This window comes from Glycocaulis abyssi, from assembly GCF_041429775.1.
GTDB classification, from domain to species: domain Bacteria; phylum Pseudomonadota; class Alphaproteobacteria; order Caulobacterales; family Maricaulaceae; genus Glycocaulis; species Glycocaulis abyssi.
This window is the reverse complement of the sequence record NZ_CP163421.1, coordinates 2,550,653-2,575,960: the sequence shown is the minus strand read 5'-3', so window position 1 is coordinate 2,575,960 and position 25,308 is coordinate 2,550,653. Positions and strand designations below refer to the sequence as shown.

19 protein-coding genes are annotated in these 25,308 nt (G+C 62.1%); 10 read left to right on the top strand and 9 right to left on the bottom strand.

The window, feature by feature from the left end:
* Positions 1-3: 3 nt before the first annotated feature.
* Positions 4-1,755, top strand: a complete 1,752-nt coding sequence (locus tag AB6B38_RS12450) for a sensor histidine kinase (RefSeq protein WP_371393182.1) — start codon at positions 4-6, stop codon at positions 1,753-1,755.
* Here AB6B38_RS12450 and AB6B38_RS12445 read toward each other — a convergent pair.
* Both AB6B38_RS12445 and AB6B38_RS12440 read right to left on the bottom strand, forming a co-directional pair.
* Positions 1,723-2,421 carry a gamma-glutamyl-gamma-aminobutyrate hydrolase family protein gene (locus AB6B38_RS12445; protein WP_371393181.1) on the bottom strand — a complete coding sequence of 233 codons (699 nt, stop codon included), beginning with the start codon at positions 2,419-2,421 and terminating at the stop codon, positions 1,723-1,725. The genes AB6B38_RS12450 and AB6B38_RS12445 overlap by 33 nt on opposite strands.
* 6 nt (positions 2,422-2,427) lie before the next feature.
* The gene (locus AB6B38_RS12440) at positions 2,428-3,729 is read right to left on the bottom strand and encodes an ATP-grasp domain-containing protein (RefSeq protein ID WP_371393180.1); all 1,302 of its coding nucleotides are present in this window, start codon (positions 3,727-3,729) and stop codon (positions 2,428-2,430) included.
* A gap of 119 nt (positions 3,730-3,848) precedes the next feature.
* Between AB6B38_RS12440 and AB6B38_RS12435 the strand changes: the two genes are divergently transcribed.
* Complete coding sequence (locus tag AB6B38_RS12435; protein ID WP_371393179.1) at positions 3,849-5,405, top strand: amidohydrolase family protein; 1,557 nt, start codon at positions 3,849-3,851, stop codon at positions 5,403-5,405.
* A 3-nt stretch (positions 5,406-5,408) separates the two neighbouring features.
* Here AB6B38_RS12435 and AB6B38_RS12430 read toward each other — a convergent pair whose 3' ends face one another.
* From AB6B38_RS12430 to AB6B38_RS12400, 7 genes are all read right to left on the bottom strand, one after another.
* Positions 5,409-5,945 (bottom strand): hypothetical protein, encoded by a 537-nt coding sequence (locus AB6B38_RS12430; protein ID WP_371393178.1) that lies wholly within the window; start codon positions 5,943-5,945, stop codon positions 5,409-5,411.
* Positions 5,946-6,113: 168 nt separating this feature from the next.
* The gene (gene bla / locus AB6B38_RS12425; protein ID WP_371393177.1) at positions 6,114-7,109 is read right to left on the bottom strand and encodes a class A beta-lactamase; all 996 of its coding nucleotides are present in this window, start codon (positions 7,107-7,109) and stop codon (positions 6,114-6,116) included.
* Complete coding sequence (locus tag AB6B38_RS12420) at positions 7,106-8,203, bottom strand: hypothetical protein (RefSeq protein WP_371393176.1); 1,098 nt, start codon at positions 8,201-8,203, stop codon at positions 7,106-7,108. Before AB6B38_RS12420 ends, bla begins: the two co-directional genes overlap by 4 nt.
* On the bottom strand, positions 8,200-9,240 hold the full coding sequence (locus AB6B38_RS12415; RefSeq protein ID WP_371393174.1) for a DUF1611 domain-containing protein: 1,041 nt from the start codon (positions 9,238-9,240) through the stop codon (positions 8,200-8,202). The genes AB6B38_RS12420 and AB6B38_RS12415 overlap by 4 nt, the downstream gene beginning before the upstream one ends.
* Positions 9,240-10,256 (bottom strand): dipeptide epimerase, encoded by a 1,017-nt coding sequence (locus AB6B38_RS12410; RefSeq protein WP_371393173.1) that lies wholly within the window; start codon positions 10,254-10,256, stop codon positions 9,240-9,242. Before AB6B38_RS12410 ends, AB6B38_RS12415 begins: the two co-directional genes overlap by 1 nt.
* Positions 10,257-10,273: 17 nt before the next feature.
* On the bottom strand, positions 10,274-12,268 hold the full coding sequence (locus AB6B38_RS12405) for a serine hydrolase domain-containing protein (protein WP_371393171.1): 1,995 nt from the start codon (positions 12,266-12,268) through the stop codon (positions 10,274-10,276).
* Between the two features lie 22 nt (positions 12,269-12,290).
* Positions 12,291-14,507, bottom strand: a complete 2,217-nt coding sequence (locus AB6B38_RS12400) for a TonB-dependent receptor (protein ID WP_371393170.1) — start codon at positions 14,505-14,507, stop codon at positions 12,291-12,293.
* A 305-nt stretch (positions 14,508-14,812) separates the two neighbouring features.
* On the opposite strand from AB6B38_RS12400, the gene AB6B38_RS12395 reads away from it, so the two are divergent.
* From AB6B38_RS12395 to AB6B38_RS12360, 8 genes are all read left to right on the top strand, one after another.
* The gene (locus AB6B38_RS12395; protein WP_371393168.1) at positions 14,813-15,469 is read left to right on the top strand and encodes a helix-turn-helix domain-containing protein; all 657 of its coding nucleotides are present in this window, start codon (positions 14,813-14,815) and stop codon (positions 15,467-15,469) included.
* Between the two features lie 114 nt (positions 15,470-15,583).
* Positions 15,584-16,774, top strand: coding sequence for an IS481 family transposase (locus tag AB6B38_RS12390; protein WP_371395064.1), 1,191 nt, complete (start codon positions 15,584-15,586; stop codon positions 16,772-16,774).
* Positions 16,775-17,180: 406 nt separating this feature from the next.
* Positions 17,181-17,561 (top strand): phytanoyl-CoA dioxygenase family protein, encoded by a 381-nt coding sequence (locus AB6B38_RS12385; protein WP_371393167.1) that lies wholly within the window; start codon positions 17,181-17,183, stop codon positions 17,559-17,561.
* Between the two features lie 348 nt (positions 17,562-17,909).
* A complete protein-coding gene (locus AB6B38_RS12380; RefSeq protein WP_371393152.1) occupies positions 17,910-18,419 on the top strand; it encodes an A24 family peptidase in 510 nt (169 codons plus the stop codon).
* A 104-nt stretch (positions 18,420-18,523) separates the two neighbouring features.
* Positions 18,524-18,736: a hypothetical protein gene (locus AB6B38_RS12375; RefSeq protein ID WP_371393154.1), complete on the top strand. Its 213-nt coding sequence runs from the start codon at positions 18,524-18,526 to the stop codon at positions 18,734-18,736.
* Between the two features lie 173 nt (positions 18,737-18,909).
* Positions 18,910-23,229: an RHS repeat domain-containing protein gene (locus AB6B38_RS12370; RefSeq protein ID WP_371393166.1), complete on the top strand. Its 4,320-nt coding sequence runs from the start codon at positions 18,910-18,912 to the stop codon at positions 23,227-23,229.
* Entirely contained in the window at positions 23,217-23,606 is a 390-nt protein-coding gene (locus tag AB6B38_RS12365) for a hypothetical protein (RefSeq protein ID WP_371393165.1), read from the top strand. Before AB6B38_RS12370 ends, AB6B38_RS12365 begins: the two co-directional genes overlap by 13 nt.
* Before the next feature lie 32 nt (positions 23,607-23,638).
* Positions 23,639-25,306 carry an RHS repeat domain-containing protein gene (locus AB6B38_RS12360; RefSeq protein ID WP_371393164.1) on the top strand — a complete coding sequence of 556 codons (1,668 nt, stop codon included), beginning with the start codon at positions 23,639-23,641 and terminating at the stop codon, positions 25,304-25,306.
* Positions 25,307-25,308: the final 2 nt, after the last annotated feature.

The following is a 25,308-nucleotide window of genomic DNA, read 5'->3' as shown; positions in this document are numbered from 1 at the left end:
CACTTGCTCGCGGGGTTATCGGAAGCTCTGGAAAACGGATCGCGCAGGGGGCTGCGCGTCCAGCTGCTGGCCGTGCTGGTTCTGGCACTCATGCCCCTGCTCGTCCTGTCGAGTGTGCAGGGCCTCATGGAGTATGAGCAGCAACGCGAACGTGAAATAGACCGCCTGCACGCCGCTGCGCTTACCGCCTCGGAAGCCATAACAGCCGCCTTCTCGCGCGCTGATGGCAAGGCAGGTGCCATTGCATCCTGGTCTTTCGCCCTGATGGATGACCCGGCCGCATGCGAGCGGACACTCCGGCATATGACACAGGCCGACATAACGGTCTCGAATATCGCGGTACTGGATGCGCAAGGCGAACTTGTCTGCTCCGCCGTACCGCCCGCCAGTGACGAGCGGAATTACAATTCGCGCGACTGGTTCCAGGCATTGCGCGACGGTGCCGACCGAACCCACAGCGATGTGGTTTTCGGTGCCATGTCCCAGCGTCAGGTTGTGCTGACCGTGCGGCGCCTGCGCGCGGCCCCGGGCGTTGACGGCTCGGAAACCGACATCTTTGCCGGAGTGGTTGCGGTGGCAACCGATATGAATGCAGCCGCGCGCCTTGTGCGGCGCGAACGGCTCAGCGCAGACGCCCAGATCGCCCTGATAAGCCGGCAGGGCGCGCTAAAGCTCGAAGGCAGCGCCGTCAATGACGACCTGTTTGAGGACGTCGCTGTGGGTACACTCCTGGAACAGGCACGGCCGGGCGAAGCTATCCGCGCGCAAGGCACAGGCGTACGCTCAGGCTATGAGGTGATCGTCGCGTCACTGCTCCCGGAAAGGCTGGGCGTCGCAATCGCCGCGCCTGCGCGCGTGTTTGAAAACTGGAGCGGGATCAGCGTCATCAGCACGTTTGCCATCCCTGCCCTGATGACATTGCTGGTGCTGGTGTGCGTATGGATGGCGGTGGACTACTTCATTCTGCGCTGGCTGACCTATCTGCAGCGTATTGCGCAGCTTTACGCCGCCGGACGCCTCGACCTTGTTCCCCAGCGCGCACGCAAGGCGCCTCGCGAAGTGGCAAGGCTCGCCGCCGTCATGGAGCAGATGGCCGCCTCGCTGGATGAGCAGCGCACCGAGCTGGCCGAAGCCGTCGATCAGCGCTCCGGCCTGCTTCGCGAAATCCATCACCGCGTGAAGAACAATCTTCAGGTCATTGTAAGCCTTCTAAACCTGCAGTCGGGCCGGATAAGCGATCCGGCAGCGGCAGAGGCGCTGATGGATGCCAGACGGCGGATCAACGCGCTCGCCCTCGTCCACCGCAGCCTCTACGAAACCGATGATCTGCGCTTTATCGAAATTGCCCCCTTCCTGAAGGATCTGATCCATAACCTCGCCGAAGTATTGGGCGGCCATGACAGCAATATCAGCGTGGAGATCGAATGTGAGGAGCTGGCGCTCAGCCCCGACCAGGCTGCGCCCATGGCCCTGTTCGTGACCGAGGCGGTTACAAACGCCTTCAAGCATGCCTTCGCGGGACGGGATTCCGGCAGGATCGTCGTACGCCTGATCTGCAATGATGACGATCGGTGCGAAATTGCCATCGGCGACAATGGCAATGGCGCATCCCCGCAAGCAGGAACAGGGACTGGCTCATCGCTGATGCATGCCTTTGCCCAGCAGCTGGGCGGCCAGTTCACCACGCGGGTCAGCGCGCTTGGCGGGTATGAAGCGACCGTCTCATTCCCGGTCAGCAAGAACTGGGACAGCTGACCGGCAAGCCTCCACAAAAAGCCGGAACAGGCGGCGCATATCGCGCCGGTGAGGCAGCAATTCGGGATGAAACTGCACGCCGAGGCGCAAGGCTCCGTCCTGTGCCTCAATCGCCTGTATGCCGCCGTCTGCGCCGCACGCCGTTGCCTCAAAGCCGGGCGCGACGGCGCGCACGGCGCGGCGGTGCAGGCTGTTTACGCGCAGCGTGCCCTGTCCGAACACGCTGGCAAGGAATGAGCCCGGCAACACCTCGACAGGCTTGCGGAACAGGGCGTAGCCGAGCGGGCCGCTCGGCCAGTTCTTCGTCACTTCGGGATCGAGCCGCTGGTGCAGATCTCCGCCTGCCTTGACGTTGAGCATCTGAAGGCCGCGGCAAATGCCCATAACGGGTATGGCGCGCGCAAAGGCGATGTCCAGCCAGGCGAGCTCCAGCTCGTCACGCTCAAGGTCAAACCGGCTTTCAACCTCCATTTCCGCATTATACTGGCTGGGGTGGATGTCGAGCCCGCCCAGAAGGATGAGGCCATCAATCCTGCTTGGCCCCGAAGCGGGTGGCTTGCACAGGCGGGCTGGCCTGCCACCCGAAATGCGGATGATGAACGCGGTCAGCATGCCGACCAGCCGGTCGCCGCGCGGCGCGCCGATATATCCGATGACAGGTCTCAAAATTCGCTAATCCATGGGCTTGTAGGAGATTTCCGGCGGCAGCTTGCCAAAGCGCGCCAGATGGGAGGCGATAAACAGGACCCCCAGGGCCGAGCGCGGGTCATCTTCAGCCATCAGATCAATATCTAGGTCTGACCGGTCGGTCAGGCGGAACATGATATCGTCTATCGCTTCGCCAGCCGACTTCGCGCGGCCCAGCGTGCCGAGAAAGCGCCCGACCCTCTCAAGAAGATTGCCATCTGATGCCTGCAGATGCTCCCACGCGTCGGACAGCTTTTCGGCATATTCGGTTTCCGAGAACGCCTCCGATACCGCAGAGGGCACCCAGATCATCGGCACTTTCGAGCGGTGACCGATTTCCGGCGCTCCGGGATCTGACTGGATACGGCCAAACAGGGTCTGTTCCAGCAACAGGCGGGGATAGTCCACGCCAGACAGCTTGGAATGACGCACACCCGCCCAGAAGCGGGCATTGATCTCGATGAGAAGGGGCGTGTCGTCCTGGTTGCCGGTCCACATGAAGTCGGCCTCGAAAATCCCGTCCCAGGCGGTTTCGCGGGCGATCTGGCGCACGGCGTCCACAAAGGGGGCGGCATCAACCGTTTCGCGCACCACGCCCGCGCCGTGCTCCTTGGGGAATTGCTCCAGATTGGTGTAGGCCGAACAGATCACGAGTTCGCCCTTCCGGCAGAGTGCCGAGATACAATAGTCCTCACCCGGTGCCAGGGACTGGGCCAGGATGATATCCTTTTCGCGAAGGCCCGCCTCGTAGTCTTTCAACTCCTCGCGGGATTCCACCTTGCTGATACCGCGGCCGCCGGCGCCTTCAGACGGTTTGACGAGGAAGGGATAGGTGAAACCTTCCGGCTCCTTAAGCCCGGACTTTCCATCCCCGATGATCTCGGTCGCGGGGGCGGGGATATCCGTACCGGAAACAGTATCAGCCAGCCTGTGCTTTGGCGTGACCTTGCCAATCGCAGCAGCGTCAGGGGCAGCGATGGTGACCTGCGCCGGGAAGCGGTGACGCTCGCGCGCCAGCAATTCCATTTCCTCAAACACCGGCATGATAATCACGGTCTCTCCGGCATAGCGGGCACACGCCTCGACCATGCTGTTGACGAACCCTTCCGGGTCGCTGCGGCAATCAGCGGTAACAATCGCTTCGTCGCAGTGCCTGGAAAAGCCGAGCGGGGTCATGTCCACGCTGTCCGCCGCCACGATGCGCCCTGCCAGATCGCGGCAGGATTCAGCGATCGTCAGCGCCATCAGGCTGCGCGCATAGGTGATAATCACAATCGGTTGTTTCATACGCCGAAAACGCGCCCGGCAGGATCGGGTTCCCGCCAGCGCCTGCGCAAACAAACCTGACAGAGCCAATTTTCTCTGATAAGAGAAATGCGTCAAAAAATGAAAACGGGGAGAATGGCATGACCGGTATCATCGCAAAGCTTGCGCTGGCGGGCGCTCTGGCCTTCAGCCCGGCCGCGTTCGCGCAGGATTATGACGTGGCCGTGAATAATGGCCGGGTCATTGATCCGGAAACGGGCCTCGATGCGATCCGCCATGTCGGCATCCGGGGCGACGAGATCGCGATCATCTCCGAAACCCCGCTTGAAGGCACGCGCACGATCGACGCTACGGGCCGCATCGTTGCGCCGGGCTTTATCGATCTGCACGGCCATGGCCAGAACACGCCGTCCGGGCGCATGCAGGCGCTGGACGGAGTTACAACCACGCTGGAACTGGAATCGGGTGTCCTGCCCGTGGCCGATTTCTACGCGCGCGCCGAAGAGGAAGGCCGTCCGATCAATTACGGCGCGGCGGCGAGCTGGGCGCATGCGCGCATCGCTGCGGTCATGGATGTCGATCCCGACGCCGACACCTACTGGTTCTTCCGCTATATCGGCGATCCCCGCTGGCAGACGGAGCTTGCTGATGACGAGCGCCTGTCGGCAATCCTGCGCCATATCAATACCGGGCTGGAGGAAGGCGGGCTGGGAATCGGCATCCTGCTGGGCTATGCGCCCGGGATCAGCCGGGGCGAGTATCACGCTGTCAACGCACTGGCCGCCGCGCGCGATGTACCCACCTTCACCCATGCGCGGTTCCTGAGCGCCATCGAGCCACAAAGCTCGTTCGAGGGCTTCCAGGAAATGGTGGCGGTGGCCGCCGCCACCGGCGCCCACATGCATATCAGCCATCTCAACTCGATCAGCCTGTCCGACATTGACCGCATCGCGGAGATGATCGAGGGAGCCCAGGCGCGCGGGATAAACATCACGGTGGAAGCCTACCCCTATGGTGCGGGCGCAACCGGTATTGGCGCGGCGATGTTCCGCGGGCCGGACTGGCGCGAGCGCATGGGCGGGATCGAATATTCCGACTTCACCGTGCAGGGCGTGCCGCTGGACGAGGCGCGCTTCCACGACCTGCAGGAAAATGCGCCCGGCACCGGCATTGTCGTCCACTTCCTCAATCCCGATGAGCGCCCGGAGCATCAGGCATATCTGGACCGCTCCATCCTCTTCCCCGGCGGGGCGATCGCCTCTGATGGCGGACCGTGGTCCGTCGGCAGCGAGCGCCTGGAAGGCGGTATCTGGCCGATCCCGGAGGATGCACACTCCCACCCGCGCAGCGCCGGCACTTATGGCCGCTTCCTTCGCATCTATGCGCGTGAGCGCGGGGTAATCGACTGGCCGGAAGCCGTCGCCAAGGCGAGCTTCTACCCGGCCCGCATCCTTTCTGGCGCCGTACCGCAAATGCGCCGCAAGGGCCGCCTGCAGGCCGGCATGGACGCCGATATCGTGGTGTTTGACCCCGAGACCGTTGCCGACCAGGCGACGTTCGAGCGGCCCGCACAGGCGAGCGTCGGCTTTGACTATGTGATCGTGAACGGCACGGTGCTGGTCAATGGGGGCGAGATTGACACCTCCGTCCTGCCCGGCCGCCCGGTCCGGGGAACCGTGGCGAGCGGGGCTGAGTAGGGGTTACTCCTCAATTCCCCAGCCTACGAGGCAGGGGGCGCTCTCCTCATCGGGGATCGCCACCCGGACCAGTTCAAGCTGGATATCGTTCAGCTCCCAGCACGGATCGTGGGGCAATAGCGGCTCATCGGGGTTGCTGGCCTTGCGCAGGCGGTAGCTGTGATAGGCCACCTCGCCTGCCACCTCGAAGCGCGGCATGCGCCGGGCAGCCGCAGGCGCGCGCTCATCGCGCTCCCCGCTAACCTGCCATCGCCGGTAGCCTGTTTGAAGCCGGTAATAATCCACATGCTCATAGCCGGTAGAGGCGGCAAAGCGCCATTCGTCGCTGGCTATTTCGCAATCAATAGCGTCAAGATTGCCTTGCCAGGCTGCATCGTAAAGTGCGTGAGGGTCACGCCAGTTCGCCCACGCTGCCTCGTGAAGGAGCCGCGCCGCCTCCATTTCCGGTGTCTCCACCCAGTCTGGCGCACGCTCCTCTTCGGCAGTGCAGCCGGTAATCACGAACAGTCCCATGATCGCCGCGAGGGATGCCGATTTCATGCCCCTGTCCCCGCTAAAATCCCGGCAAGTTCCTCAATTGAAAGGGCACGCGCGGAACTAATCCGCCCCTCCCGCGACGGCTCTATAATGCACAGCCTAATAGTGGAGACCTGCAATATGAAGCCTGTTGCCAAGGCGTGGCGGCTATCGGAGAGCGGCTTCTCTATCCTACCGGACGAGGAACCAGTCATGCAGGGTGCGGGTGATTTCTGCAATCGCGCGCTCGCGTTCGGCAATCGGCGCAGCACTTTCCTTGACGAATACCACCACCACGATACGCCGTCCGTCCGGCAGGGTGATGAGCCCGGCATCATTGACCGTGCCCCCGATCGTGCCGGTCTTGTGGGCAATTTGCGTACCGCCGGGAAGCAGGCCTCTCAGCCGTCCTGCCCCGGTGCGCGTGCGCCCCATGGAGGCGAGCAGAAACTCGGTACTGGCTTCGCTGAGCGCCTCGCCTTGCGCGATACGCGCGATCAGGCGGGCCATGGCGCGCGGGCTGGAAGTGTCGCGCGGATCGGCATCAAAATCGGGATTGGGCTGCTGGCCGCGCTGGAATATCTGCGGGTCCGCCTCCAGAGCTGCCGGCACAGTACGGACGAGCGGGCCATCGGGCAGGGCGAAGAAATCACGGATCAGCCCTGCCGTATCCCGGTCCACGCGCTGGTCCTCAATCCCTTGCGCGCGCAGCCACTGCGTCACCGCCTGCGGCCCGCCAGCCAGCTCGGTCAGCATGTCGGCGGCGGTATTGTCACTCTCGGTGATGTTGAGCTCGATCAGATTGGCGACCGACAGCGCCACGCCGGGATGGATCAGCCGGTTGGCGATCACATCGGAGAGCACATAGCGCTCCTGCGGGATATCCACCATCGTGTCCAGCGGCAGCTCGCCTGCGTCCACCCGCGCCAGCACCGCTGCAGCTACCGCAATCTTGAACGTGCTGGCCATGGGAAAGGCTTCATCGGCGTTGTGGCCCGCCGCCAGTCCGCTCTCGAGGCTGAACGCCATCACGCCCACACGCCCGCCCGCGATCTGCGCCAGCGCGGCAATGCGCGCCTCTATCGCGGCGGTTTCGCTCTCTTCCAGCAAGGCGGCATGGCTGACACCGGTCTGCGGCCCCGTGCAGAGGGCGGTGCCCAGCACGGCAGCTATCAGGACATGTCTCATGCGCCGGCCTCCTTGCGCATACGCATCAGCTTCCAGACGCCGAGTGTCAGGAGCGGCAGGACGAAGACGGCGATGATCGCGAACGCCAACATGCGGTAGCCGTTGGCAATCAGGGCGATCAGGCCGAACCGGTCTGCGACCACCATGGCCGCGAGCAGTATGACGGAGGTGACCGCAAGACGGGTGCGTATCCCGATGGCGCGGGGCCGCACAGCCGATATCCGTTCATTGACGGCATGGACTGCACTGACGCTGGTTTCCACCAGGGCCACAAACACCATGAACTGGAACGCCATCTGGAAGACCGGCGAGCCGAGGCGTTCGAGGATATAGTTTGAAGGCAGGGCCGCGCCTGAAATCTCCGGGTAGAAAGCGATCATGCAGGCGAAGAAGAGAAGCGCGGGAAGCGCGGCCAAAGGTCCGGCAAGCGCGCCGGCAATAATTGCGTCCTTGCGGCTAGTCAGATGTCGCAGCATGGGCAGGATCACCACCGCGCCGACCACGTTATAGCCCGCATAGGTGACACCGCCCGACACCCAGCCCGTCGCCGGAATACCGGCATCAAGCCCTGCGAGGATATCCCCGCCAAATTGCGTGAAGCACATCACCACGAAGACGAGATAGACCAGATAGAGGAAGAGCGAGGCGTATTTGAAAAGCCGCTCCACGCTCTCCTGGCCAAGAGCGGCAAAGAGGAGGATGGAGAGCGCGAGCGCCGCCGAACCCACCAGGTTAGGCAGGCCGAAAAGCGCCGCCCCGATCTCGCCTGCTGCCGCGCCGAACACGGCGAGGATCAGGAAGAGGAAGAGCAGATAGGCAATCTCGAAAAGCGGCCAGAAGGGCCCGAGCAACGCCTGGAAGAAGGCGAGATAATTGCCGCTGCGCGTAGCGTGCGCGAAGACGAAGGTCAGCGCGCAGATACCGCTCCACAGTGCCGTGACCAGCGCCAGCCCCAGCAATCCGCCCACCGGGCCGGATGGCATGAAATACTCCACCAGCTCACGCCCCGTGGCATAGCCCCCGCCAATCACCACCGCCTTGAAGGCAAGGCCGGGCAGGATCAGGCGCTGAAAGAGGCTGGGGCTCACGCTCATTGGGCGAGGGCTGCTTCGGGTTCCAGGCAAGCCTCGACAAGCCGGTCGAAGGCTGCGCCGCCGCGGATCGGATCGGCGCAGGGAAGGCCCGTGCGCCGCGCCTCCGTCTCGATGGCGCGGCGCGCCTCGTCCTCGGAGAGTTTCGAGGTATTGAGGCTGATCCCGCCGACGCGCACATCGGGATTTACCCGGCGCGCATGCATCAGGTTGAGCTCGATCACCTCCTCAATGGAGGGGATGGGATAGTGGGCGTCGATACCGATAATCCGTTTACGGCCGAACTCGTGGCAGATCACCAGCACATCGGGCTGGCTGCCATGCAGGAGACCCAGCGATACACCGGCATAGGAGGGATGAAAGAGCGAGCCCTGCCCTTCGACAATATCCCAGTGATCGGCTGGCGCATCGGGTGACAAAGCCTCGGCGGCCCCGGCCAGAAAGTCACTGACCACCGCGTCCATCGGCACGCCGCCGCCCGCGATGAGAATACCGGTCTGGCCGGTGGCGCGGAAGGTTGCCCTGGCTCCGGCGCGCGTGAACGCCTGGGTGAGGGCCAGCGCGGTGTATTTCTTGCCCAGCGCGCAGTCTGTCCCGACGGTCAGCAGGCGCTTGCCGGTGCGCTTGCGGCCCGTGCCGAGCGGCAAGCCGGCGGGCGGGCGCCGGACATCGATCAGCTGACGGCCCAGGCGCGCGGCCGCTTCCTTCAGCTCCGGAACGCCGGCCAGCGGGGCGTGCATGCCGGAAATAATGTCGAGACCGGCTTCCATGGCTTCGACCAGCGCTGGCACCCAGGCCGGGCGGATCGCCCCGCCCATTGTCGCCGCGCCGATCACCAGCGAGCGGGCACCTGCGCGAGCCGCCTCTGCCGGTGCCATGACCGGAAGACCAAGCCGTAAGGGGTTTCCCGGCAAGGACCATTCGGCCACACACTGATCCGGCACCCAGTCGCGCAGACCCGCTGCCGTCTTGGCGTAGGACAGGTCCGTGACATCGCCCAGAAAGAGCAGGTAGGGGCGGGGAAGGGAGAGAACACTCATCAGGCCGCTTTCCTTTCCGGCAGACCCCACCCTTCAGGCGGGCATACAAGATGGCCGTTTTCATAACGCGCAGGCGGATCGCGGTCGGCGGACAGATGCCAGGGACCATCAAGGTCCACTACATCGCATAGCTGGCCGACTATGGCCGCTGGCCCGCATGAGAGCGAGGTCCCGACCATATTGCCTACCATCACGCCAAGGCCATGCTCGCGCGCCAGATACGCCATTTTCAGCCCTTCGGTGAGACCGCCAGACTTGTCGAGCTTGATATTGATAATGTCGTAGATGGGCACGAGCCGGGCGATATCGGCGCTGGTCTGCGCGCTCTCGTCAGCCGCCAGCGGAATGGGCGAGTTCAGCCCTGCCAGCGTTTCATCCGCGCCGATGGCACAGGGCTGCTCCAGAAGGCTCACCTTCTCGTCGATCAGGCAGGGCAGAAGCGCTTCGGTACCGGCCCGGTCAAACGCCTGATTGGCGTCCACCCCGATCCAGACTTCAGGCGCAGCGGCGCGCACGGCCCGCACACGCTCTGCATCCTGACCATCCCCGATCAGCTTGAGCTTGAGCGCCTTTGCGTATGTCAGCCCCGCCGCCTTGATGCCCATCGCCTCCGGGCTGTCAGCGCCCAGCGTGAAGGTGGTGAGCAGAGGCGAGGTTTTCGCCAGACCGGCCAGTTGCCAGGCCGGCTTTCCCGTCTCGCGCGCTTCCAGATCCCACAAGGCACAGTCCACAGCGTTGCGGGCACCGCCGGGCGGCAGTAGGTCCTGCAGCGCCTCACGCGTGACCCCCGCCTCGATCTGTCCGCGTACCGCCTCGATCTGAGCCAGCATGCTGGCTCCCGTCTCGGCGTGATAATAGACCCCGGTGGCCTCGCCCCGGCCCGTTAGGCCGCGGCGGGACACGGTGCACACCACCAGATCAACCTTGTCCATCACGTGTCCGGTAATCCGGAACGGTGTTTTCAGGCGAACCGGCTCAACGCGGACCGACAGGGAAAGCGCAGTTGTTGCAGACATGCTTGATGCGCCCCTTCCTAGTAGGTCAGACCGAAACTGAAGAATCCGCCGGCGGCCAGGAACCAGATCATCACCAGCGTGGATAGGACCAGCACGAGGCTCCAGAGCTTGGCAAACCAGCTCGCGCCGCCGCTCCACACAATGAACGTGTTCCACAGGGCGATGAGCAGAGCCGCAACCGGCAGGACCGACAGGAACTGCATGAGAACGATCATGCCGTCCATGCGGCCATCAAGGCGGCTGAGTTCCGACATCATGTGCGTGACAAGCCAGAGCCAGCCGCCCGCGTGTAACAGAGGCAGCAGCGCACCGAGATTGGACAGGCGATAAGCCATCGCCTGACGTCCGGAGAGCGCGAAGGGCTTCTTGAACCGCCAGCGCACAATCGCGCGTACCGGCCAGAAGAGCACGGTAAGAAGCAGCGCCCCGGCCGCAATGCCCGCCAGCGGCATCAGTAACGTCCCGTTGCGCCACCACTCCACCGGCGTGAACATCATGAAGGGCGAGAAGAAGGCGGCGGAGAACATCTCCACCTCGCCATTATCGTTCAGGCGGGCGGACAGGCGCTCGACCCCGTTCACCTGCTGCCAGACGAAGGGCTCCACCTCGCGGAAACGCAGTGGTGTGCCCGACGCGTCGGTGAGGATAGACAGGCTGATTTCATGGTCATCATTCATGGTCACGCTGGGCTGGCTGAGCAAAGCCGTTGCCGCCACGAAGTTCTGGTGGGCGCGGCGCGAAATCACGTAGTTGCCGACCAGCATCCGGCCATGTTCCTCGGCCGTTTCCAGCGTCGGCAGCTCTTCCAGCTCCACCGGGAAGTAACGGTCGGTGAACTGCTCGAAGAGCGCCTGCCGGATACGCCCCGTAGCCCCGCCCCGTCCTGTGCTGTTCATCGAGATGTACAGCCCGACGCCATGATCGAGATAGAGGTGAAGATTGGAGTGGAAGAGGGTCGTATCCCCGCCATGACCGATAATACGGTGGCCGTTGCGGTTCTGCTGGTAGAAGCCAAGCAGCATCGCGTTGACGCCAGGCAGCTTGCGGTCCTCGCTGGTGTACATCAGCTCGGCCGTTTCCGGCGAGAACAGCCCTTCGCCATTATTGAGATGGGCGATCATGAAGCGAGCCATGTCATTACCGCTGGCCGACATGGAGCCGGCCGGGGCAGGCGTCACAATCTCGAAATCACGCCCCTCGCCGTCAGAGGCCCGCATATAACCCGAGGACATCAGGCCCTCGAGATGGTCGGGCAAAGGCTGGCGGAGCGTAGAATACTCCATGCCCAGCGGCGCAAGAATGTGCTCGTCGACATAATCATCAAAGCTCTGCCCGGACACCCGCGCGACGACATAACCCGCCAACGCCGTGCCATAGTTGGAATAGGCAGGCATTTCGCCGGCCGGGTAGACGGCCGCCGGAATATTATTGCGGACATATTCGTCCAGCGGCTGGAACCGCTCGGGATCTTCCATGATGAGGGCACGCACCTGCTCGCCCCAGCCCGGTGTATGGGTAAGCAGATGGCGCATGGTGATCGGGCGCTCAACGCCGGTCACTTCAAAGTCGAGATAGGTGTTGATGTCGGCATCCAGATCGATCTGCCCGCTCTCGACCAGCTGCATGACAGCCGTCCAGGTGACCAGCTTGGATACAGAGCCGGGGCGGAAGAGCGTGGTTTCAGGATCAATCGGCGTGCGGGTTGCAACATCCGCATAGCCAAACCCGCGCGACAGGAGGATTTCCCCGTCTGCCACCACCGTTACGACGGCACCGGCAATGTCGCCTTGGGCCAACGCGTAGGGCATGAAGCCATCCAGCCAGCTTTCCAGATCGGCCCGGTCGATGAGACCCGATGCGGCTACCGGTACCGTTTCCTGTTCTGGCAATACCGGCAGCTCGGCCTGCTCGTCTTCGCGCGGGTCGAGGTCAGGCACCTGGGCAGAAGCCGCCGCCAGGCCAAAGCTGGCAAGCAACGCGGCGAGCGCGCCCCGCATCGAGTTCTTCATCATCACTTTTCCTTCCCGTCTGGATCTAGCGGCTGACACTCAGCACAAGGCCGACTGTACGCGGCTGGAGCAATGTAGCCATGACGAACACCGGAGCGCCCAGCGCATTGGTCATACGCGTGCCGCTGACATACACGTCCTCGTCGGTCAGATTGCGCACATAACCGCGCAGCGACCAGGCGCCGTTGGAGACTTCCGCGTTGACATCCACGGAGTGGTAGCTGTCGAGCACCATATAGGTCGCGCTCGCGGGGTAGGAGACATTGCGGTCTCCGACCCAGCGGACGCCGCCGCCAACGCGCGCATCCCAGCCGTTCTGCAACGTCCAGTCATAGTCCGCCGTCAGCGCGTAGTTGTAGCGGGGCACGCCGGGCAGACGGTCGCCATCAACGCCGGACAGGTCAGGCGCGTCTGCTGTCAGCTCGGCATCGGTAAGACCAGCATTGAAACCAAGGCGAAGCCCGTCGGTCGGTGCGACCACTGCCTGGAACTCGATGCCGCGGCTGCGGGCGGTGTCGCCATTGATAAGGCCGCCGACGCCGCCGATAACGCTGGACAGCTGAATATCTTCCCACTCGATCCAGTAGGCTGTGGCTTCGATGAGCGCACGCCCGTCCCAGAAGTCGGACTTCACCCCGACCTCATAGTTCACCAGCCGGTCAGCATCGACCTGTGGGGGCATGCCCAGCAGAGCCACGTTGGGACCACCCGGCCGGTAGCCGCTGGCGATCCGGCCATAGAGCATGGTCTGGTCGGTCAGGTCGAACGTTGCATTGAGCATGTAGGTGAAGACGTCTTCGGACGATTCACCGGTGAAGTTGGTGGCACCGCCCACCAGGGCACCGTCTGATATCTGCGCAAAATCCTGCTCGTTACGCGCCAGCCGCCCCCCGAACCCGATCGTCAGTCGGTCGGTCAGATCAAAGCTGGCGTTTCCGAACACCGCATACTCTTCATAGGAAGAGGGAAGGCTGACCACGGCTGCGGGGTGCAGTCCGGGAATGATGTTGCCTGCCATGTCGGTGGCGGACACAAATTGCCGGTTTTCGCTTTCCTCGTTGGTGTAGAACGCGCCGATCAGCCATTGCCAACGGCCGTCGCCAGCCGATGTGAGGCGGAATTCCTGCGTATACTTCTCAAGATCGAGGAACAGGTTGAACTCGGACAGCCCTTCAGGCACCGCGCCGCCCGTCAGAAGCGGGAAAATGGTACCAAAAATCCGTGAAGCGTCCGTGTCCTGACGGTTCTGGGTGTTCGAGAAGCTGGTGATCGAGGCGAAGTCTGCAAAGCCGAGATCCCAGTTCAGCCGCGCGGCGTAGTAGCGCTCACGCTTCGCAAACGGCTCGGCGATGATGTTGCGGGTCGTACGCGGACCATCAATCGTCTCCAGCGTCACCGGGTCGAGATAGACCTGACCGTTATTGGCCGAGTCGATGTCCTGGAACATCGCCGAGAGATTGATGGTGAAATTGGACGCCGGCTCAAGGAAGAGCGCAACGCGCCCGCCGGTCTGGGTCAGCTCGTTCTGATCGTTCTCACCGGTAAAGGTGTTATCGACATAACCCGGCGTTTCACGCGTGAAGAGGCTGGCGCTGAACGCGGCATTGTCAGCGAGTGGCACATTCACCCGCCCGCGCGCGCCGTAGCCCAGCGAGCTGGCATCAGCCAGTGAGAACATCTCGCCAGCCATCTGCACGGAAAATCCGGACGGATCGGGTGTGCGCGTGACATAGCGCAGCAGCCCGCCCATGGCACTGGCGCCGTAGAGCGTGCCTTGCGGACCGCGCAGGATTTCCACCCGCTCGATATCGTTGGGGAACAGGTCGAGCGCAAAGGCCGGTGAGCGCGAGTAGTTCGAACTGCCGCCCAGCGGCGAGTTGTCGATGTGCGTGCTGACCGTCGCCCCGGCCCCGATAGGGGCGATCCCGCGAAGGGTGATCGATGTCTGGCCCGGGCTGCCCCCGCTGCCGACATTCACGCCGGGCACATAGGCCGCAAAATCGACCAGCGAGCCCGCACCGGAATTGACCAGCCGCTCGCCAGAGACCACGCTGATCGACACCGGAATGTCGGTGATGGCTTCCTCGCGCTTCTGCGCGGTGATGATGATGACGTCACGCACCTGCGAGGTGGCAACCGGCTGGCTGCCTTCCTGGGATGCGTCCTCAAATGCGAGTGCCGGTGCGCACATGGCCATGGCGGCCGTGCCCAGAAGCCCCGCGCGAAGCGATTTCCTGATCATGGTTAGTCTCCCCTCCTGAACTTTGCGTTCATGGTTGCCGGCCTGACAGGCCCGCCCCATCGCGGATGAAGCGCACACCAGATCAGGTCTATCCGGAACAGGGTCGATCCCAATAGGAGAATTGTCAACAAAATTTTCTGATCAGGACAACACCGCGTTCTGCAGGCTCGTGACGCCTGGAAGCGTTGTGGGCTTGGCGGCGGCCATGCAACGCGGCTAGCCTGTGCCAAGTCCCGAATGGAAAGTGGTTTTCCGAACGGGCCGGTTTTGGCTATTTTCGGTCAGGGCATAGTCAGGAATGTGCGATGAATAACACCGCTACCGAAGCCAGCACGACGCTGGGCCAGGTCGTGCGCGCCATACGCCAGCGCAATGGCTGGACCCTGAAGGAGATGAGCCAGCGCTCGGGCATTCCGCTCTCGACCCTGTCCAAGATCGAGCACGACCGGCTGACGCTGACCTATGACAAGCTGTTGCAGCTCAGCCAGAGGCTGGATATCCCGCTATCGGACCTGTTCAGCGCCCCCAGCCCGGACAATGGCGCGCCGGCAGGCGCGGTTACCGGGCGGCGTGCCAAGGGCACGCTGGATACCGGCATGCGCGTCGAAACGGACAATTACGACTATTTCTATCTGTGTACCGAGCTGCGCAAGAAGAGCATGATCCCGATCTTCACCAAAGTGCGGGCACGCTCGGTGGAGGAGTTTGGCGAGCTGATCCGCCATGGCGGGGAAGAGTTCATCTTCGTGCTGGAAGGCCGTGTGGAGGTGCATACCGAGTTTTACGACCCGGTCGTGCTGGAGAAGTGGGAATCCTTCTATCTCGACAGCTCGATGGGCCATGCCTACCTGGTGGGCGAAGGATGCGATGAAGCCCTGATCATCGGCGTGTGCGGCGGAGATGAACGCATCGATGTGGAGAGCCTCGTCCATATCGGCGAGAAGCGCGAGTCCGTGAGCTAGCGAGGCCATCGCGCGCCGGGCTGCATGGACTTGTTTTGTGAGCGACCTGAGAGATAGGTGACGGAACGTACCGGACACATGGGTCACACTTTTGGCTTTGGGCTGGAGGTGGAGATGCCGTGGAAGGAGTGTTCGGTAATGGATGAGCGTGTTCGGTTTGTCGGCCGTCTTCTGGATGGCGAGAGCATGAGCGAGGTCTGCCGCCAGTTCGGCATCTCGCGCAAGACCGGCTACAAGATATGGGGCCGCTACAGGCAAGAGGGTCTGGAGGCGCTGTGCGACCGCTCGCGCCGCCCGGTGCGCTACGCCAACCAGCTGCCTGACCAGATCGAGCGGCTGATCGTGGAAGCCAAGCGCGAGAAGCCTCACTGGGGCGCCAGGAAGATCCGCGAGTTGCTGGTGCGCAAGCTGGCCGGTGATGTGCGCATCCCGGCCAGGAGCACCGTCCATGCGGTGCTTGACCGGCACGGCCTGGTCAGCCGGTCGCGCAAGCGGCGCACGGCCAACAAGGCCGTGGGCACGGCGCTGTCGCAGGCCTTTGAGCCCAACGATCTGTGGTGCGCCGACTTCAAGGGTGAGTTCAAGCTGGGCGACGGGCGCTATTGTTACCCCCTGACCGTCACCGACCAGGCCTCGCGCATGATCCTGGTTTGCGAAGCCCTTGAGAGTACCAAGGAGCGGCCCGTCATCGAGACCTTCGTGAGCGTGTTCAGGGAGCGCGGCCTGCCAGCCGCCATCAGAAGCGATAACGGCCTGCCCTTCGCCAGCCCCAACGGGCTCTACAACCTGTCGCGGCTGTCCGTGCTCTGGCTCAGGCTCGGCATCGCCATCGAGCGCATCAGGCCCGGCCATCCCCAGCAGAACGGCCGCCACGAGCGCATGCACCGGACCCTGAAGCAGGAAACTGCCCGCCCGCCGGGCATGAACGCCCTTCAGCAGCAGGCCCGGTTCGACGCATTCGTCAGCGAGTTCAATACAGAACGCCCGCACGAAGCCATCGCCATGAAGACGCCGGGCGAACTCTACACGCCCGCCTCAAGGCCATGGCAGGGACTGCAGGAGATCGACTACCCCCTCCACGACAAGGACATTCTGGTCACCGCATGCGGGCGCATCTGCATGCACCGCAAGAAGATCAACATCTCAACCGTGCTCGCCGGCCAGAAACTCGGAATCAAGGAAGTCGACGACGGCATCTGGCTCGTCAGCTTCATGACCTACGATCTGGGATATATCGACCTGGAACAGAAAACCCTGCAGACTATCGACAACCCGTTCGGCACGCGGGTGTCACCCATGTCTTAGGTACAATCCGTTACCTATGTCTCCGGGTCGTACATTGAAGGAACTGGCGGAGAGGGAGTGCGCCATATTGGTCAGAAAGCCCATAAAAAACAATAAAATTCAACATATTAGAAAGCGCAGTTTTCGTATTGTGCAGCAAAATGTATAGCAGGTTGTGCAGCAGATTTCACGGCCTTATTTGCGTTACCCATACGACCGGAAACAAGTGATGCAGTGCTGCAGGCCATGCAGAGACGTTTCACCGTTTCCTGTGCTGAGGTAAACGGGCAATCGCCTCCATATGGAGATCGCTGTTTTCCTGCGACGCAGGGTCTGCTGCCCAAATTACCGCATCTTGCGTGTGCTCAATGCATTGTTGCTAGGCGGACCTCCGGGACCGGTTACACCGGCACATAAAAAGTGCGTGATGATGAACGCCATCTGGGCGCTGTCACCCTTCACCGCCGCGAACGGTGCGACACGGGTCATTCCCGGCAGTCATAAATGGGACAAGGACCGCCTGCCTGATCCAGATGACGTCCGGCGAGCGGAGATGGACCCTGGTGATGTGCTTATCTTCCTGGGATCGACCCTGCATGGCGGAGGGGCCAACACCTCCGGCGAGAACCGGACCGGCGCGGTAATCAGCTATAATCTTGGCTGGCTGCGCCAGACGGAAAACTTCTACCTCTCCATCCCCTGGGAGGTAGCTGCGCAGATGCCGGAGAAGCTGCAGCGCCTGCTCGGCTATCAGTCCACCTACCCAATGTCGGCTGGGTGGAAGGGCGCGACCCGCTCGAATGGCTGAACCGGGCCGCCCTGATGTCATGGCCGCAAAGGACGCGCTCACACCCGAACAGGAAGAGCTGGTCACGCTGGTAAAACAGCAGCCGGAACTGATGGCACTCTATCTGGTCTAGCTTCCCCGGCAAGACCAGAGCCATCGGTAAGCTCGCCAGCAGCGCCAACTCTTCGCTGCAGGCGGGCTCTTGTCGTCGCCAGAGTCCGTATCTCCGCCACATCGGAACGTCAGTGAGCTTAGGCCATCCCGTCATGCAAAGGGGCTTACGGAGTAGCGCTTGAGCGTCCATGCTGGCTGGGCAGGTTTCGCCGCGTCTGGTTTTAGGGGGGCAACCTGTCTTGAGGGGGTGGTGGTTTGCTCATCATTGCTGCCAGCCTGCTGCTGATTGCGGCCCTGCTTGCGCTTTCGATCATAGACGTCCGGCATTTGCGCCTGCCCGATATGTTGACGCTTCCACTGACCGGCGCCGGGCTGATAATGACTGTCCTGCTGGGCTGGCCGTTAACGGATCATCTCATTGGCGCCGTGGCAGGCTTCACGTTCTTTGCAGGGCTGACTTACACCTATCGGCTAGCGACTGGGCGGACGGTTCTGGGTTTAGGTGATGCCAAGTTGCTGGCCGCTGGCGGTGCGTGGTGCGGCTGGTTCATGCTCCCCTTGATTGTTGCTCTTGCGTCCCTGTCTGGCCTTGCCTTTGCCGCAGCCAGCACGGTCCTTACCCGCCGCCCGTTTTCTCGCCGCTCTCTGATTCCGTTTGGTCCGTTTCTGGCGGTGGGCATTTTTCTGACATGGCTGGTCCTGATCGGGGTCGAGGGTGATGTCGCAGGTTTCCGGCGCTTGCTTTTATATGGAGACTTGCAATGATTTCTGCTGCTTGGCGGAAAGTTGGCCCCAGGCATAAATTTTAATTTGACCTGTCCGTCAGGTTGCAAGACGCTTTGATGCATTCAGTTATGGGGGCGTGATTGATGATTTTTCCCTGCCTTTCACCTTTGGTGCTGGCTGTTTCTGTGGCTGTCTCGGCGCAGTCTGGCGGAACCACCACGGAAACCTACACCTATGACGCGCGTGGCCAGCTGGTCGATGTCCAGCGTAGCGGCGGCGTCAATCACGGCATCCGCACCGAATACACGTACGATGCCGCTCTCAACCGGATACGCAAGAAGGTGACCGGAGCCTAGCGGGCTCCGTTTTTTTTGTGCCTGGGCGCGCGGGCGTATGTCCGCTGGTTCAATTTCAGATTGGGTTTGTTTTCAGATTTAAAGCGGGGATTGCGGGAATGGGGCTGCTTGCTGCGGGATTTTTCACACGGACGTTTTCTACGTTTCGAGCGATGCCACGCCTGGCCAGTTTGATGGCTGCCATCGCCTCCTTCCTTTTTGCTGCAGAGGCTGTGCAGGCCCAGATCTTGCCGGAGGAGGGTCATGCCTTTCCGCTGGTCAACCCGGCCTTTGACGATAATGGCGTGGATATGGCCACCGGCCTGTTACAGGCCGCGATTCCGGTCATATCCATTGGCGACCCTGATGCCGGGGGGCTGAGCTATACGCAGATATTCACCGGCAATGACTGGCGTCACAGCCTGATGGGATCGGTCAGGGTGAGCGGCACGCAATACACGATCAGCCTGGGTGGCGGTGCCGAGATTTTCACCAAGTCGGGCAGTACTTTCACCCCGAACAGGCCGAGCGGCACGACGCTGACATATAGCAGCTCGACGGGGATCTATACCTACACGCTGAGTGACGGCACGGTGGTGGAGTACGACGAGGCCAATCTGGGTGATGCCAGCGGTGTCGCTCTCATCCAGGCCAATATCGTCTCGGTGACACGCCCCAATGGCAGCCGGATGGATTATCACTACCGCAGCGTCACGGTATTCGAGCAGATTGCCTCCTGGCCGGAACCGGTCATCATCCCTTACACGTATTTCCGCCTGCAGTCGGTGACGACCAATCGTGGCTATCAGTTGCACGTGCACTACCAGCGCGATTCCCATCCGGGCGGGAACCTCACTCAGACCATGCCGGAATGGTGGAATGCCACCGGGGTCACCCTGTTTAACCTGACGCAGGATTATTGTGAGCCGACGGCGGCCTTTTCCTCATGCAGCTTTTCACAGACCTGGCCGGAGCTGACATTCCAGAATGTCAGCTCCACCGAGCGTACCTATACCGATACGCTCGGCCGGGTGACGCGCATCACGCGCGCGGGCAACGGGAATGTCACCCGCATCCGCCACCCTGGCAGTACAAGCGACGATGTGATCATCAGCTATGCATCGGGCCGGGTCTCCTCGGTCAACCAGAACGGTCTCGTCACGAGTTACACCTATGCTGATGCTGGCGGCCAGCGCACCACGACGATGACGAGCCCTCTGGGGCATACGCAGGTGGTGGTGTCGAACCTCTCGACGGGTCTTCCGGTCTCGAGCACGAACGGGACGGGCCATACGACGAGCTTTCTTCATGATGGCCATGGCCGGGTGACGCGGGTCACCTACCCGGAAGGCAATCAGGTACGCTACACCTATGACGCGCGCGGCAATGTCACCGAGGTGCGCCGCGTCGCCAAGCCGGGCACGGGCCTTCCCGATCTGGTGACGAGCGCGGGCTATCCGTCCTCGTGTTCCAACCCTGTGATCTGCAACCGGCCCTTATGGACCGAGGATGCGGCCGGCAACCGGACCGACTATACCTACAACACCAGTCATGGCGGGGTGCTGACAGTGACCGCGCCAGCGCCATCAGGTTCGGGCGCGCGTCCACAGACGCGTTATACCTACGCCTCGCTGTATGCGTTTTATAAGAACTCCACAGGCAATATCGCACAAGCGCCATCTCCTGTGTGGCACCTGACGCAGGTCTCCACCTGTTCCAGCGGCACCTCGCCCTCGTGTGTAGGCACGGCAAACGAGACGCGCACCACGATCGGGTACGGTCAGACAGGGGTGGCCAATAACCGCCTGCCTATCTCCACACACACTGCAGCGGGGGATGGCTCTCTGGCCTCGGTCGAGCGATGGGCGCACGATGCCGTCGGCGATGTGGTCTGGAGCCAGCCAGCCGTGGGCGGGTCTGCGGCGCGCACCTATTATCATTACGATGGCTTGCGCCGGCCTGTGGGGGTGATCGGGCCGGACCCTGATGGCGGCGGGCCTCTTTTACGCCGGGCTGCGCGCATCGGCTATACGACAGCGGGCCAGGAGGCGTTCGTCGAGCGCGGCACGGTGACGGGTACGGGTCTCTCGCATCTCAATGCCATGAGCGTGCTGGAGCGCCAGGAGACCGAGTATGATGCGCTTTACCGGCCTGTCATCGCCCGCCTGAAATCCGGCTCCACCACGCTGGCTCTCCAACAGGTGAGCTATGATGCTGACGGCCGTCTGCAATGCTCGGCGCTGCGCATGAACCCGGCCCAGTTCGCCTCGCCCCCGTCTGATGCGTGTGTGCCAGGCACGCCCGGCGCCCACGGCCCTGACCGGATCACCCACCGCACCTATACCGCCGCCAACCAGATCAGCATCGTGCGCAATGGCTATGGCACCTCCGAGGCGGGGATCGATGCGCGTTACAACTATCGGGCCAACGGGCATGTCGCCTATGTGCGCGACGGAGCCAACAACCGCACCACCTATGTGCGCGACGGCCATGACCGGCTCTCCCAGATCCGTTATCCGGTCGAGACCGTGGGCGCCAATGCCAGCAACAGCGCTGACCGCGAGCAGTTCACCTATGATGCGGCAGGCCGCCTTGTCACCCACCGGCGCCGCTCGGGCCACAACATCACCTACACCTATGATAATCTGAACCGGATCACGGCGAGGAACACCCCGTCCGGCCAGGCCAATGCCTCCTACACTTACGATCTTCTGGGCCGGGTGACGCAAATCTCCCAGACCGGGGGGCACACGCTCTCCTATACCCATGATGCGCTGGGCCGGAACCTCACCGCTGTCACCCCGCAAGGCACGGTCAGCTATCAATATGACGCCGCAGGCCGCCGGACCCGGATGGACTGGCCGGACGGGCTCTATGTGACCTACAGCTACGATACGGCAGGGGCGCTGACCCATATCCGGGAGAACGGGGCCTCATCGGGCATCGGGGTGCTGGCGGCCTACGCCTACGACAATCTCGGCCGGGTGACCTCCATCACGCGCGGGAATGGCGTGGTGACCGGGTTCGATTATGATGCGGCGAGCCGTCTGACCGAGCTCACCCAGGATATGGCCGGTACGGCGAACGACCAGACCCTCTCCTTCACCTGGAATGCGGCCGGCCAGATCGCCAGCCGCACCATGGCGAACGATATCTACGCCTTTACCGGCCATGCCAACCAGGATGTCACCCTCACCGTCGATGGGCTCAACCGCTTCCTCTCCGGCGGGGGCGTCAGTTACGATTACGATGACCGGGGCAATATGACCGCTGATGGCGTGCGCGCCTATGCCTATGACTTCGACAACCGGCTCACATCCGTCACCGGCGGCGGCACCGGAGACGTCTCCCTCACCTACGATCCGGCAGGCCGCCTCTATCAGACAGCCCAGGTGTCAGGCGCGACGACGCGCTTCCTCTATGACGGGGCGAACCTGATCGGGGAGTATGACGCCTCCAACACCCTGCTGCGCCGCTACGTGCAGGGGCCGGGCCTCGATGCGCCGCTGGTGCGCTATGACGGCACCGGCACCAGTAACCGCCGCTGGCTGATCACCGACGAGCGCGGCTCGGTCGTCGCCGAAACGAACGCCTCGGGCGCGGCCGTCCAGATCAACACCTATGACGAGTACGGCATGCCGGGATCGGGCAACACGTCCCGGTTCGGCTATACAGGCCAGATGTGGATCGCCGAAATCGGCCTCTACCACTACCGCAACCGGGTCTATAACCCTAACCTGGGACGGTTCATGCAGACCGACCCCATCGGACAAGCAGGCGGCATAAACCTCTACGCATACGTCAGCAACGACCCCATAAACTACACAGACCCGTGGGGGCTGCAGAAGAACCCGATAGAGGTTATAAAAGTCACAGGAGAACGGTGGGGCGGCTGGGCCGGCTGGGCTGGCTTCGTGTCCTGGGGCGGCAGAAGTGATGGCGGCAACTTCTTCGGCGGCGCTGAGAATAACTGGGCACTGGGTGGTGGAGGACAAGACGGACAGGAGGGGGAGTGCGCCTCGGGCTCATCGGCATTTGTTGGACCTGTTCCAGCGCCTGCAAGAGCCGCCGCAGCTCGCCCCTCATTGGGTATGAGCTTAACCGGTGTAGCGCGGCTTTTTGCTCCACTTGCAATCTTGGAGATGTTGCAGCCGGGGGCACGAAATGATCCGCATATCCCTATCTATCGCGCTGTCAGCGGAGCAGAACTCACCAACATATACTCAACCACGCCTGCCTCTTTCCAGCTCGCGCCTGGGATGTTGGAGGCCAAACAATTCTTTCTCAGCCTCGGCGGAGCCCAGCAATACGCCAGCAACGTCGATTCCGGTGCGGATGCAATCGTCATGACCCGCATTCGTCCAACAACGATGGCCCAAGGCGAGGCCCTAGGTTTGCCGTCTGGCGAATCTGCGGGAGCAGCCGCGGTATCCTTCCCCGCTGCGGCGCTACCAGCCCTAAATCGCGATGCCGCACAGAGCGGGATTCAGGTGGTTCAATCATGTCAGAGATAAATAAGGTCGAGCAACTGAAACTACTCATGAATGTCCATGTGCAACTGAGAACGTTGAAAGACATCGGGTGGACTCAATGGTTGGGAGTTCAAGAAGGCATGCGCATGGCCTTCTATGTCGATGGGATCCATTATGATTTTGTAGTGCATGAATGCGTGGCCCCGGTAAGGCCTGGCGAGCAAGGAGAAGCTGATTTTTTAACGTTAAGCGATGCAATACTCGATACTGGTGTAAAAATTGGCTCTGTTATTGAACTGAGAGGGGGGGCTGCGGTTCTCGGCCATGCACGTATCAATAGCATCGCCCGAGTATGGATCGTGCGTGATCGATCGACCGAAAAAGGCTATCGTTTTTCACGGGGCCCAGTTCCCATATAATGCAGCCACCACGCGGCCTCCCCCGGACCCGGATGGACTGGCCGGACGGGCTCTATGTCACCTATAGCTATGACACGGTGGGGGCCCTCACCCATATCCGGGAGAACGGGGCCACATCCGGCATCGGGGTGCTGGCGGCCTACGCTTACGACAATCTTGGCCGGGTCACGTCTCTGACGCGCGGCAATGGCGTGGTGACCGGGTTCGATTATGATGCGGCCGGGCGCCTCTCCGAGCTGACGCAGGACCTCGCGGGCACGGCGAACGACCAGACCCTCGCCTTCACCTATAACGCCGCCGGCCAGATCGCCTCGCGCACCATGGCGAACGATATCTACGCCTTTACCGGCCATGCCAACCAGGATGTCACCATCACCGTCGATGGCCTTAACCGCTTCCTCTCCGGCGGGGGCGTCACCTACGATTACGATGATCGCGGCAATATGACCGCTGATGGCGTGCGCGCCTATGCCTATGACTTCGACAACCGGCTCACATCCGTGACCGGCGGCGGCACCGGAGACGTCTCCCTCACCTACGATCCGGCCGGGCGGCTCTATCAGACAGCGCAAGTTTCGGGCGCGACGACGCGCTTCCTCTACGATGGCGCGAACCTGATCGGGGAGTACAACGCCTCGAACGCCCTCCTCAGGCGCTACGTGCAGGGGCCGGGGCTGGATGCGCCTCTGGTGCGCTATGACGGCACCGGCACCAGTAACCGGCGCTGGCTCATCACAGACGAGCGCGGCTCGGTCGTCGCCGAGACCAACGCCTCGGGCGCGGCCGTCCAGATCAACACCTATGACGAGTACGGCATGCCGGGATCGGGCAACACGTCCCGGTTCGGCTATACAGGCCAGATGTGGATCGCCGAAATCGGCCTCTACCACTACCGCAACCGGGTCTATAACCCTAACCTGGGACGGTTCATGCAGACCGACCCCATCGGACAAGCAGGCGGCATAAACCTCTACGCATACGTCAGCAACGATCCGATCAATTACACCGATCCCTGGGGGCTCTCGAAAATGTGCACGGGGTCGAACATAAGCCGCGATGCGGGGTTCGACTGCTCAAGGCTTGGAACCGAATGCATCGGCATATGCGATAAGTTCTATGGAACAGGTTCAATAGGGCGAGGCTGGTTAGGCGGCGGAAATGGCGAAAATCATGGAGCGTCCTTCCAATGCAGCGGACCGCTCAACAACGATACATGCACGGTTCCCGGGCAGCGAAGTTCCCAGAATCTTGCATCACATCACAACCAATCGTTCTTCCTGCGGGATATTGGATGGATGCAAAATGAAATTATAGTATCAATACCCATTAACTCGATGTTGAGAGAGCATGGCGTTGAGCATATAGTTTTGTTTTCTGGCAATGTGGGCCATATCACAGAAAGGCACGGAGATGGTGGCACTGCGATCAGTACATTTCACCCTGCCCTACTGCAGACAAACTCTGACGAACACGTTGTTGCTTTGCTTGCGGCGGCGATCGTCAATAATCAGAATTCTGGCTTTATATATTACGGGCCATGGGTGTCTCGGGGTCGAACTATTTGGGTGACACATTTTACCTACCCGATCGGACAGAGTTACGGAGAGCGCACTTATGCTGCGACATTAGTTTTGGGAGAAATGGGAAATGGACGGTTCAGTGTAGTTACTATGCACCCTGGTTACCCCCGATGGAATTGACC